At 50.0% G+C, this 11,940-nt stretch carries 13 protein-coding genes and 1 riboswitch; of the genes, 11 read left to right on the top strand and 2 right to left on the bottom strand.

Annotated features, from left to right (window positions below):
* The 3 genes from Q8M98_08745 to Q8M98_08735 all read left to right on the top strand — a co-directional run.
* Nucleotides 1-180, top strand: a 180-nt coding sequence (locus Q8M98_08745) for a TdeIII family type II restriction endonuclease (protein MDP3114851.1), incomplete at its 5' end; no start/stop codon positions are given.
* Between the two features lie 186 nt (nucleotides 181-366).
* Nucleotides 367-2,184: a translational GTPase TypA gene (gene typA / locus Q8M98_08740; protein MDP3114850.1), complete on the top strand. Its 1,818-nt coding sequence runs from the start codon at nucleotides 367-369 to the stop codon at nucleotides 2,182-2,184.
* A 499-nt stretch (nucleotides 2,185-2,683) separates the two neighbouring features.
* On the top strand, nucleotides 2,684-4,831 hold the full coding sequence (locus Q8M98_08735) for a FlgD immunoglobulin-like domain containing protein (GenBank protein MDP3114849.1): 2,148 nt from the start codon (nucleotides 2,684-2,686) through the stop codon (nucleotides 4,829-4,831).
* Nucleotides 4,832-4,981: 150 nt separating this feature from the next.
* Here the strand turns inward: Q8M98_08735 and Q8M98_08730 are convergent, their stop codons facing one another.
* Nucleotides 4,982-5,422: a DUF3795 domain-containing protein gene (locus Q8M98_08730; protein ID MDP3114848.1), complete on the bottom strand. Its 441-nt coding sequence runs from the start codon at nucleotides 5,420-5,422 to the stop codon at nucleotides 4,982-4,984.
* Nucleotides 5,423-5,554: 132 nt separating this feature from the next.
* Between Q8M98_08730 and Q8M98_08725 the strand changes: the two genes are divergently transcribed.
* The 8 genes from Q8M98_08725 to Q8M98_08690 all read left to right on the top strand — a co-directional run bounded on the left by Q8M98_08725 (nucleotide 5,555) and on the right by Q8M98_08690 (nucleotide 11,600).
* A complete protein-coding gene (locus tag Q8M98_08725; GenBank protein MDP3114847.1) occupies nucleotides 5,555-6,031 on the top strand; it encodes a cytidine/deoxycytidylate deaminase family protein in 477 nt (158 codons plus the stop codon).
* 34 nt (nucleotides 6,032-6,065) lie between these two features.
* Nucleotides 6,066-6,189, top strand: a riboswitch (molybdenum cofactor riboswitch).
* A 49-nt stretch (nucleotides 6,190-6,238) separates the two neighbouring features.
* Nucleotides 6,239-6,772, top strand: coding sequence for an ECF transporter S component (locus Q8M98_08720; protein ID MDP3114846.1), 534 nt, complete (start codon nucleotides 6,239-6,241; stop codon nucleotides 6,770-6,772).
* Entirely contained in the window at nucleotides 6,769-7,680 is a 912-nt protein-coding gene (locus Q8M98_08715; GenBank protein ID MDP3114845.1) for a hypothetical protein, read from the top strand. The genes Q8M98_08720 and Q8M98_08715 overlap by 4 nt, the downstream gene beginning before the upstream one ends.
* A gap of 6 nt (nucleotides 7,681-7,686) precedes the next feature.
* A complete protein-coding gene (locus Q8M98_08710) occupies nucleotides 7,687-8,340 on the top strand; it encodes an ABC transporter ATP-binding protein (GenBank protein ID MDP3114844.1) in 654 nt (217 codons plus the stop codon).
* Nucleotides 8,337-8,972 (top strand): energy-coupling factor ABC transporter ATP-binding protein, encoded by a 636-nt coding sequence (locus Q8M98_08705; GenBank protein ID MDP3114843.1) that lies wholly within the window; start codon nucleotides 8,337-8,339, stop codon nucleotides 8,970-8,972. The genes Q8M98_08710 and Q8M98_08705 overlap by 4 nt, the downstream gene beginning before the upstream one ends.
* 14 nt (nucleotides 8,973-8,986) lie before the next feature.
* Nucleotides 8,987-9,721: an energy-coupling factor transporter transmembrane component T gene (locus Q8M98_08700; protein ID MDP3114842.1), complete on the top strand. Its 735-nt coding sequence runs from the start codon at nucleotides 8,987-8,989 to the stop codon at nucleotides 9,719-9,721.
* An 86-nt stretch (nucleotides 9,722-9,807) separates the two neighbouring features.
* The gene (locus tag Q8M98_08695; protein ID MDP3114841.1) at nucleotides 9,808-10,680 is read left to right on the top strand and encodes a helical backbone metal receptor; all 873 of its coding nucleotides are present in this window, start codon (nucleotides 9,808-9,810) and stop codon (nucleotides 10,678-10,680) included.
* Nucleotides 10,677-11,600 carry an iron ABC transporter permease gene (locus Q8M98_08690; protein MDP3114840.1) on the top strand — a complete coding sequence of 308 codons (924 nt, stop codon included), beginning with the start codon at nucleotides 10,677-10,679 and terminating at the stop codon, nucleotides 11,598-11,600. Before Q8M98_08695 ends, Q8M98_08690 begins: the two co-directional genes overlap by 4 nt.
* A gap of 130 nt (nucleotides 11,601-11,730) precedes the next feature.
* Here the strand turns inward: Q8M98_08690 and Q8M98_08685 are convergent, their stop codons facing one another.
* A complete protein-coding gene (locus Q8M98_08685) occupies nucleotides 11,731-11,925 on the bottom strand; it encodes a transposase (protein ID MDP3114839.1) in 195 nt (64 codons plus the stop codon).
* Nucleotides 11,926-11,940 lie beyond the last annotated feature (15 nt).

Genomic DNA, 11,940 nt, shown 5'->3' with positions numbered 1-11,940 from the left:
CCATACAATCCCTATGAGCCGAAACCCTATGCCCGGTGGACAATGAAAGGGATGCTCGATCTCGAACATGAACTGAAGGTTGCAGATGATTTTTGGGATTTTCTGGGTGGAGAAGGTGCGTATCAGGATTTGCTTGATATTATATGCAGTTGCATAATATTGGCAGTTTTTCGGTTTTGACGCGGCGGTATGTGGCGCCACTGATGGGGTTGTCGCGCATGAACCGACGGGGACGTCGGTAATTCCATATCGTCCGCGGACTGATCAAGGTTGAGACGTAATACGAAGCACTTTCGATAACATACATTGACGATATTGGCACTTTCAGAATCATGGCACAACCTAACGGAAAAATAAGGACAAATCATGCAAAAAATCAAGAACATCGCCATTATAGCGCACGTTGATCATGGCAAAACTACCCTCGTGGATGCTATCCTCAGACAGACCGGCTTGTTTCGGGACAACGAAAAAGTCATCGAGCGCGTCATGGATTCCAATGACATCGAAAAAGAACGGGGGATCACCATCTTTTCCAAATGCGCCTCCTTGGAATATAAAGACTACAAGATAAATATCGTGGACACACCCGGACATGCGGATTTTGGCGGCGAAGTGCAACGCATCATGAAAATGGTGGATTCCGTGCTCTTGATCGTCGATGCCTTCGAAGGACCGATGCCCCAAACCAAATATGTGCTCAAAAATGCGTTGGAATTGGGCTTGAAACCGCTGGTGGTCATCAACAAGATCGATCGTCACAACGCCCGAGCGCATGACGTGCTGGATATGATCTTCGATCTCTTCTTGGAACTGAACGCGCATCACGAACAGCTTGACTTTCCGGTCATCTATACCTCTGCCAAGGAAGGCTACGCGGTAGATGAGATCGGCGACCCGCCGGACAATATCTTTCCCCTGTTGGATATGATCATCGAAGAAGTTCCGGATGCCGAAGGCGAGATCGATATGCCGCTGCAGATGCTGGTTTCCGCCATCGAATATGACAACTATCTTGGAAAAATGGGCACCGGCAAGATCCATCACGGAAGCGTGAGCGCCGGAGACGAAGTGTTGCTGCTCAAACGCGATGACAGCAGTATCCTCTACAAAGTGACAAATATCTTCACCTATGAAGGTGTGCATAAAAAAGAGATCAAAACTGCCTATGCCGGAGATATCGTTTCCATCGCGGGATTGGAAGAGATCAACGTGGGCGAAACGGTCGCGGATAAAAATGATCCCGTGGCGCTATCAAGTATCAGCATCGACGAACCGACCATCGCCATCGAGTTTATGATCAACGATTCGCCCTTCATGGGAAAAAGCGGCAAATGGGTGACCTCCAGCAAGATCTGGGAACGCCTGCAACGCGAACTGAAGACAAACGTCTCCCTCGTCGTGGAACGAACCGACAGCGCGGATACCTTTACAGTCAAGGGTCGCGGCGAATTGCAACTGGCGATCCTGATGGAAAACATGCGCCGCGAAGGCTATGAATTCGCAGTTTCCAAACCTCGGGTGATCTTTCACGAAGAGAATGGCGAATTGCTTGAACCGATGGAGCTTGCGATTGTCGATGTCGCCGAAGAATTCGTGGGAACCGTGATCAGTCTGATGGGCGTTAGAAAAGGCGAGATCGTGCACATGACGGCAGCGGTGGATGGCTATTCACGCTTGGAATTCAAGGTTCCGGCTCGCGGATTGATCGGTTTCAGAAATGAGTTTTTGACCGAGACCCGCGGCACCGGCATCCTGAATCAGACCTTTTTCGGCTTTGACAAACACAAAGGCGAGATCGAGGGCTCGAACCACGGTTCGATGATCGCCATGGAAAACGGCGTCGCGATGGGCTATTCCCTAAATAACTTCCAGGCGCGCGGTTCTTTCTTTATCAATCCCACCACCGAAGTCTATGCCGGCATGGTGGTAGGACAGCACAGCAAGGAAAAAGACCTGATCATCAACGTCTGCCGCGGCAAAAAACTCACCAATAACCGCGCCGCCGGCAAAGACGACGCCATCAAACTCATTCCCCCACGCATCTTTTCCCTCGAACAAGCCATCGAATATATCGGAGACGACGAATTGGTGGAGATCACTCCGGCTCAGATCCGCATCCGCAAAAAAATCCTGGATCATAATGACCGGAAGCGGGACGAGAAAATCGAGGAAGCAAGCTGAATATATGTCTTAAAACACAGAGAACCTCAGAGAGAAGCGGAGGAGATTCAGAAATACTTTTTACCCGCGGAGGGACAGAGATTTGCAGATAGAATCGTGAGGACTTCGGTAATTACAAAACCTATTTTTGGTCTGTTTTTTTGTCTTCCTGATGGAAATTACCCCTTCAAGTGTGATTTTTCTTGACTAAATATCCGGCATGGAGTTATTTGGAAACATCTTGGATTTTGTGAGGATCGGATTTGTTTCGAGCTTGCAAAATTGAATGACAAACATGCATAATGCGTTTTTAAAGATGAAAAGCAAGAAAACTTTTGGATTATCGGTTCCTCGCATTATTTTATTGTATAGCGTGACCCCGTGGCGGGAATCCTCTTCGTGGTTTTTCCAAAGCCGGTTAGTGACTTGTCGAGCATAATGAAGTTATCGTATACGTTCCTGCATCGCAGGACGGATGAGATTAAATAAACTCAACCATAACAGAGAGATGGAGGTTATGATGAAACAGCTCTTGTTGTTAACGGTCGCCCTGTGCATGCTGGGCGCAATTTACGCCGAAATAATGCCCCCCGGCATCCAAAAAACAGCAGTCGAAATCCCTCAGGGAGTGCGGATGCAGGTAAATCGCGATGTGCCCGAGTGGGTCTTTACAAAGCCACCCACTTCGCTCATCACAAACTTTTACGATTATATGATCGGAAGCTACAGCGGCTTGCCGATGCGCGTGATCCCAAATTCAGCCGGCGGCGGATACTTTATCAGCTATATGGGAAGACGTCAATCAACCGGTACGCGCCGCGTGTTTTATACCTATCTTGACGCCCAGTGCAACGTCAACAACAACAATGAGATCACCAACGTGCAAATCCACGAGGGATTTTCGACCATCGCGGTGGATCCCATTGACGGCAAACCCTTGTATGCCTGGCATGCCAATGGCGACACGGACACCCAACTGGAGGTTCAATTCACTTCCGACGCCTTCATTTCAGGTATCCCCGGTTTGTTCAACGAAGTCATCAATCTGTTCAATAATCCCTACAACGCCCCGCCGCCCTATCTTTCGACCGACAACACATACATCTGGCCCACTGCGGTCATAGGACCCTCCCCCATCGCGGGAAAAAGGAGGGTGTATGTGGTGGCTCGTAATAGTGTGTCACACACTGCCGCGCCCAGTGAAAATCCCTTTTTCGCGTATGCTGATTTTAACGGAATCGATATCGAAAACGGCGGCGATCTGAACTGGAGCTACATGTCCATCCCTGAACTGGATGCCTGGAATCACGATGCTGTGAACTGGAGACGCCCCTTCCACGCCATCACGGCAGACAATATGGGCAATCTGTTCTATGCCGGATATCACTTCGCTACCGATTCTGAAAACAACAGCATCATCGAAGAGGACATGGACGTCTTCATGTGCTCGAATTATGGACAGGGAACCTGGACGAGAGTGAGTGCTTTTGCTGAGCTGCCATCCTGGAACCCGCCTGAGTATCCTGGGGGACCCGGCTACTTCACCGACGCCAACGATGTGCCCTATCCGGATTCAGCGCTTACCTGGGGGATCGCCAATTCTAGCCACCTCAATGCCGTCATCGACACCTACGGCAGAATTCACGTTCCTGCGCTTTGGGCTTTGCAAACCAATGAGAGCACTTACTATCCCTCAATGCAGTTTGTTAAAAGCTTTATCTACGATCCGGGCACCCAGCAATTCACGGTGCGCGAGATCTATCCGCAAAAGCATCTGCAGGATAACGTCAATCAATACTTCACACCCTGGGACTATGAAGAGCCCTGGGGAGTCGTGGACGGATACGGCGGAACCGCACCCAATCAATATCCCCTGATCATCACCGAATGGCCATTCCCGCACTGGGATGCCACCGCTCACACCGATGCCATGATGTTTCACTACAACAACATCAAGCTCTCCGAACCGAATGATTATGGCATGATGGTTTGCGTGTGGCAGAGTTCCCTGCGCGCCAGATGGTACAACTATTATTCGGACCCGGATTATTCCGCCTATGCAAACGCACCCGAGATCTATATCTCAGTCTCTCCGAACAACGGTGGAATCTGGAGCGAGCCGATCGTGCTCAACAGAGTGGACACTCCCCAATTAGCGGGCATCAAACCCATGTGGGTTTATCCCGCAGACAAGGTGATCTATACCGGAATGCAGGGAAACCAGAAGGTCGGAAAGCTTGGATTGCTATTCTATAATGACTTCACTTGGGGATCGTTTGCAAACCAACCACCCTATCACCCCATCAACGATGGCGGCGAAACCATGATCATGGAACTGCAGATCGTCTTCCCGTTTGCACAAAGCAACGAAGATGACGGCATTCCCGCAATCAGCAATATGCTGCTGCAAAACTATCCCAACCCCTTCAATCCCGAAACCACCATCAGCTTTGACATGCCCGCAAGCGGCAATGCCAACCTCTCCATCTACAACGTGAAAGGACAACTGGTGAGAACCCTCGTCAACGAAACCCGTCCCTTCGGCAGAAACAGCGTCGTCTGGAACGGCAAAGACAAGAGCGGAAACGCCGTGAGCAGCGGAATCTATTTCTATCGCCTCAGCGCCAACGGCAGATCTGAACGCAAGAAAATGATGCTGATGAAATAGTATCAAATGACTATACGATGCCTATGAGCCTTGAAAGATAAGGTGCAGCCAAGGCATTGTCTGAATGAGCAATAGGGCACGGTCGAGCGATCGTGCCCTTGCTCGCTAAATATCCGCTTATCTCTGGCGGGACGCTACCTTCTCTATGACTTAGTGAGAAGGCAAAAACACCGCATTTCCAATAGCTCCGCAGCTCTCGCAATTGGCTTGATACCAATGATATCTGGCTCCACATGATTTGCAGCTCCAGTATATTTTCTGCTCCGTCAGCCAGGCATCCCTGCCGATTTCCTGGATGCGTTTCAGGTTGCTCAGCACGACGGAGTGGTGGACATATTCGCTATGGTTGAATTTGATGATCATTTCGCAGGGAAACTCTTCGCAATAAGCGCAGCACTCGGTGCCGTGGGATTTGTTGCACACGATGAATTCGCAATCCTCCAAGCCCGGTGATCCGCATCCGGGACAGGGACTTTCATCGGGATCGATCGGGACTTTTTGGGCAGATTCGTCGCCACATCCTTTTTCATGAGCGATCATGCTGCTGCAGGCACCGCAGTATAAACCGCAACAAGCCATATAGTTATTCATTCTTTCCTCTTCTTCAGCTCAAAACATCAACAGTGAAATCGAGCAATCGTAATCAGGAATGCAAAAGCCGGACTTGACAAAAATTGTCAAGCTCAATCTTGTGCTATCCACTAAAGCAATACGGGAAATGAAATGGAAGAACGACCGTCCTGGCAACATTACTTCATGGAAATGGCGATTTTGGCATCCAAACGCAGCACCTGTTTGCGCCGCCACGTGGGTGCCGTGTTGGTGCGCAACAACCAAATCCTCTCCACCGGCTACAACGGCAGCCCCAAGGGGATTTCCCACTGCGCGGAAGTGGGCTGCTTGCGCACTCTGAGAAACGTCCCCTCCGGTGAAAAGCACGAGCTCTGCCGCGGTGTGCATGCCGAACAAAACGCCCTCATCCAATCCGGTCTCAATGGTTCAAGCACCAAGGGGGCGGAGCTATATTGCACCAATCAGCCTTGCAGCATCTGCGCCCGTTTGATCATAAATGCCGAAATCAGAACGGTTTATGTGGCGGATACCTATCCTGATGCATTAGCGGAACAGCTTTTTGCCGAGGCGGGAGTGGAGCTCATCCTTTTTAAGATTAAAACCGGTGATATGACTCGCTTGGTCTGATCGATCCTCACTTGACAGATTTGAACATAGAATAAACATTGCATTCAGCCGAGCGATATGTCCTAAAGCTTTTTTTGCCATGGACTTATCGCCGATAGGCGGCTGGGAGGAAACTCCGCTGCCTCCCGTGATTGGAAAGGCTGGACTCAAGCGCTGCAGCGCGAGTAACGGCAAATTTCCAAACAATTCGGATAAAAATGAGGAAAAATGTTAGCACGTTTCAGCACCAAGGATCTGATCCTGATCGCCACTCTGGCGGGGATTGGAATCGCGATCAAACCGATCGTTTCGCCGCTTTCGAAGATGATATCCACTCCGTTGATGATTCCCGGAGGTTCTATCGCGGGTGGTTTTTATATGATGTGGCTGGTCTTGGCAGTGATGATGACAAAGAAAATCGGCACCGGGACGCTGTTTGGCTTCCTACAGGCTTTGATCGTACTCGTAGTCGGGATTCAGGGCAATCAGGGAATGCTCTCACTGCTCAGCTACACCCTTCCCGGAATCGTGGTCGATCTGCTCTATTTCATTCTCCGCAAACGAGATAAGCTGGGCGTGCATCTGCTGCTTTGCGCATGTGCAAATATCACGGGAGCGATGGTCGTGGCGGTGCTGCTGTTTCGTCATCCCTTGCCCATTGCAGTGTGGATTGGGGCTTTGGCATTGGCTTCCGGCATCGTCGGCGGATACGCTTCTTTCGGAGTGCTCAAAGCACTAAGGGAAACCGGGTTAACAACATGAAATATATACTGCTGATAATAATTTGCATGGGGGTCTTGATGCTGCACTCGCTCACGATAATCACTTGCGAAGGGATGAGCCGCGAAGTCAGCTATGACGCGCTCTCCGCTCTTCCGATGCAAGCATTTGCCACGATCAGTCTCAAGGACAAATCGCGTTCTCTCTGGCAAGGGATACGTTTCGACAAGTGGCTGCGGGACAACGGGTATAATGATTTCAAACGGATCCGCTTTGAAGCCGAAGACCGCTATATGACCATGTTGGAAAAAAGCGAATTTGACACGCTGGAATGTTGGCTTGCATTTTCCAGTGAAGGCAAGATATTCGAGGACAAGAGTATGCGAGTTATCTTTCCCGGCACACGAGAGATGAAATGGGTCAGTTTTGTCGCAAGGGTGGTCCTTGAAGGAGAGCTGCCCATCGTCGTCCCCCAGGGCTTTATGCTGATCGATAGCTATCTGAAGGAGTTTGTTTTGCATCGTGATCCGACGCCGTTCGTAGATATTGAAGGGTGGCTTTTTCGGGAGTTTTTGCCGGATGAGATACTCAGAAACGGCGGCGAGCTTTATATCCTGAGCCGGGACGGTGTCAGTTCGATTCTTTCCTATCCCAAACATTTGCAGGATGCGGTGCTTGAATATCGCGAGGGCGGCTATCACATGAAAAGCCCACAAATCCCCGGTGGGATGTGGCTGCGGGATGTCGTATTTATCCAGATGGGCGAATATGCGTTGATCAACAAATATCACTTATCGATATTGATCGAGCTGAGCAAAAAGCTGGATTGGAAACTCGGCGCGAACAGCAAATGGCGCTTGGTGAAAGGAGCTGAGAGCAAGGAAATCCCCTTTTCCTCCATCTTTGAGGTAAAGCTGGAAAACTTCGACTACTTTGAACTGTTGCCATAGGCTATGATGCTGGAAATAAAGAGGCTGAGCCTGCTCTATCCGAAGGCAGCCAAAGCGCTGTTCTCGGACGTCAACATCAAGCTCCGTGCGGGCGAACTGCTGATCCTCAAAGGTGTCAACGGCAGCGGCAAGACCAGCCTGTTAAATTCCATTGCGGGTGTCATTCCCGAGCACATCCATGGCGAGCTGGCAGGTTCTATCGCTTTGAACGGCTTAGAATTGAGATCGTATCCGCTGAGGGAGCGCTATCGCTATCTGGCATATCAGATGAGCGATCCGGACGCGCAGATATTCTTTCCGGACAGTGAAAAGGAGCTCAGTTTTGCTCTGGAAAACATGGGTATCAAACCGCTTGAAATCAGGCAGCGCATTGACGTTGCAGCGGATAGATTCCACCTGAAACACATCTACGCTCAAGATCCGTCCACGCTTTCCCAGGGGCAAAAAAAACGGTTGCTTTTCGCCGTTTGCGCGGCGCTGGACACACAATTGATCCTATTGGACGAGCCGACAGTTAGCCTTTCGGAGGGGGGAAAAGAACTCTTGAAAGAATGGCTGAAATCTTTACTGCATCAAGGAAAGATAATCATCGCAGCGAACCACGACAGCGCTTGCGACGATTTCTGCACGCAGGTCATTACACTTGGGAGCTTGAATTGAGCGATCTCTTCGAGCTGAAAGAACTATCCTTTTTCTATCCCGGGCAGGGCAAGCTCATCGAGGACACGAACTTATTTATTTCAGCCAAGGATTCCATCCTGCTCATGGGCGAAAACGGAAGCGGGAAAAGCACCTTGCTCAAACTGATCACCGGTTTGCTCAAACCCACCCACGGCAAGGTTTTATTTCATGGAAAGCCGCTCGCTCAAGCAACAGCCCAAACATTCAGTAGCCTTGTTTTCCTGCTGCAAAACGCACACGAAAACCTCTTTGGACTATCCCCCCGCCACGATCTGCGAATTTGGCATATTGCTCATCCTGAAAGGATTACGGACAAGGCGCTGAAACAAATCGTCAGCCAATATCGGGACAAATGGGACCAGCCCTATACAGAGCTTTCCGATGGCGAGATTCGTGCACTTTTGATGTCTGTGCTGCCTTTTATGATGGACAAATTCTGGATCCTCGACGAGCCGTTTGACGCCATGGACAGCCGCAGGAAGTGTGAATTGATCGAATTGATGAAACAAAAGGGCAGGGGCATGCTGGTCGTAAGCCACTCTGCGGCAGATTTTGGTTCCTTGTTCGACAGAGCCTTACATCTCGAAAACGGTTTGCTTAGAGAGCATTGATGACTTCAGAAAAGATGACCAACAAAAAGAGCCCAATCCTGCATCCGCTTGCGCTGATCGGACTGGCAATCTGGTTTTCCGGCATGGCAATGCTACTTTCCACACTTGGAAACCTGGGTCTGATCGTTGCGCTTAGTCTCATTTCCGCTCTCACGCTTGGGCGCATCAAGTGCAAAGCCATGCTAAGCAGCCTGTTGCGAATGCTGCCGTTGCTGCTGCTGATCCTCATCATTCAGATCCTCTTTTCCAAAGGAAATGACGGCGATCATCAGCTTTGGCGGTTCAAGATCGCCAAACATGGTTTGAATCAGGGATTGATGCTGTCTTTGAGACTGGTGATCATTCTTTTTTCCGCCAAAATCTTGGCGCGCATCGACTACAATGGTTTCGATCTGGCATTTCGCAAGCTGCGCCTGCCGGAGGAGCTCACTTTCATGATCTTTTATGCCGTGCATATCATCCCCGCCGTGAGTGCCAAAGTCAAACACCTGCGCCAGCTGTTGATCCTGCGGGGGATCGATATGCGCAAGCTCCGCCTGCGTCAAAGGATCGATATTTACGCTCTCACGGCGCTTTCCGTCTTGGGTGGATTCATCTCCAAAAGCGGCATTCAGGCAATCGCTTTGGAGCTGCGCGGCTTTCGCAGCAAAGGCAAAAGCAGCAGACTACACACGCTTTCGTTGGGTTTCCCAGACGCCTTTGCCTTGATCTTCGTCCTCGTGATTAGTCTTGCTCTTGCAATCCAATGAGCGGCAAGAGTTTTCAGATCGAAGATGGCAGGAAAGTTCTTGACAAGAAACTCATGCGAGCCCCAACAATCCCAAATGTGAATAATATGAAAATAAAAAACAACGTAATCCGGTTGATCTGGTTTTCGAGCTTGATCGCCATGATCCTTTTCTCAAGCGCTTGCCGCCAACGCGAGGCAAGTGTTGAAAACCGCTATGTGGTTCTCTCTCCAGAAGTTGCGGAAGTCATTGCCGCATTGGGTGGGCTGCAGGATATCGTCGGCATCACCGAAGAATGCAATTATCCGTCTGATCTGAAGTTGATCACCAAGGTCGGCAAGTTTGGCATGCTGAATAAGGAAGCCATCCTCGCCCTCAAACCCTCGATCGTTTTCACCTCCGCGTTGGAGCAGGATGCGATAACGCAGGAACTGAAGAAACTGGGGCTCCGGGTGGAACAAATCTATCCCCGATCCTTGATCGAGATGATTTCCGAGATCAGACGCGTCGGAACGATTATCGGCAAAGAGACAGAGGGAAAGGCTTTGGCGGATAGCATCGCCGCCTTCCTAAGCACCTTAAAGCAAAGCGCTTCCGCCCGCGCCAAGCCAAGAGTCTATATCGAAATCTACCGCGATCCTTTGATGAGCGTTTCCGATGCCTCTTTCGTGGGTGAATTGATCGAAAACGCTGGTGGAGACAACATCTTCGCTGTGCTCGAGCGTGATTATGCCAGGGTCAAAAACGAAGACGTGATCAGTGCCATGCCGGAAATCATGATCTGCTACTCGCAGGACACACTGGAAAGCATCGTCAACCGCAAGGGCTGGCAAAAAATCCCCGCGATTCGCAATCGCAGGATATATTTTGAGAAAGACATCAATCCCGATCTGATCCAACGTGCCGCGCCACGCGCAACACTTGGGATGGCAAGGCTGCGCGAGATTTTTGATCAGTTTCATAGCGAGGAAAGCAGATGAGGAAACTGTCCTTTTTCATCATGTTGCTATTTGTCATATCCGTGCTCTTGATAGGTACCTATCTGTTTGAAGGACAAGCCGATGCCAATATCATCCGTCACGTCCGCATCCCGCGGCTGATTCTGACTCTGCTCACCGGAATGGTGCTCGCGGGGATCGGCTCAGTCTATCAGATGATGCTTACAAACCCACTTGCGGAGCCCTATATCCTTGGCATTTCATCCGGTTCGGCGTTTGGTGCGATCCTTTTCGGGGTCTTGGGCATGGTCCTCTTGATGCCCCTCGGCGGCTTTCTGGGAGCGGGAGCGACCATGCTGTTAGTCTGGGGTCTGGCACAAAAGCAGGGACGCTTTGAGCGAAGCCGTCTGCTCATTTCTGGAGTGATTGCCGGAATGTTTTTTGCCGCCGGTATATCGCTATTAATGTATCTCTTTCAAAAGGATACGATGATCATTCTCGGCACCCTGATGGGCAATCTGGGCAGGATCTTCAGTTTCGGCGAATGGCGCTTTTTCCTCGTTCTGTGCGGTATCTCGTTAGTCCTATTGGTTTTTCTCTATTCCAAATCCACCGCGCTGGACATCCTCAGCGGCGGAGATATCTATGCCGGCAGCGTTGGCATCAACGTTTCCGCCTTGCGTAAACAAATATTTGCGGCAAGCTCCATTTTGATCGGAATCGTGGTCGCCTATGCTGGAATCATCGGTTTCGTGGGATTGATCATTCCCCATTTGGTGAGGTTTGCCGTCCCTTCCGGACAGAAAAAAATCTACCTTTTATCCCTTTTTACCGGGGGCATCTATCTGCTTGCCTGCGATTTGATCGCCAAAAGCGTGACGGCGATCGAACTCCCAGTGGGAGTAATCACCGCCGCCATTGGCTGCCCTTTTTTCATGTGGCTGATGTTGCGGAAAAAGTGAATTGATTAGCCTGTGAAACCGCACCTGGTGTGTATTCAGGTCATTTACCCCGGTATCCGAACTCAAGCGGGGTGAAACCATAGCGAGCGGAGATTTCCCCGCAGCATTATACAAAGTTTATTTTGTAATGTCATAAATCAAGATAACTGCAATGGCACAACGATGAAACAGTCTCGTTAGTCAAGTCTCCAAACACGTTTACCATGTGTGCCATCATTTGCTTGAGTGAATCGAAGACACGATTATGAATAAAGTGTGTTTTCATGTACTTCCACAATCTTTCAATCGGATTTAGCTCAGGTGAGTATGGAGGTAGGTAGATGATTTCGATATTGTCAGG

The organism is Candidatus Cloacimonadaceae bacterium (assembly GCA_030693415.1).
Taxonomy (GTDB): Bacteria; Cloacimonadota; Cloacimonadia; order Cloacimonadales; family Cloacimonadaceae; genus JAUYAR01.
Note: the sequence above shows the minus strand (reverse complement) of the source record. Positions and strands in the feature narration are given on the sequence as shown.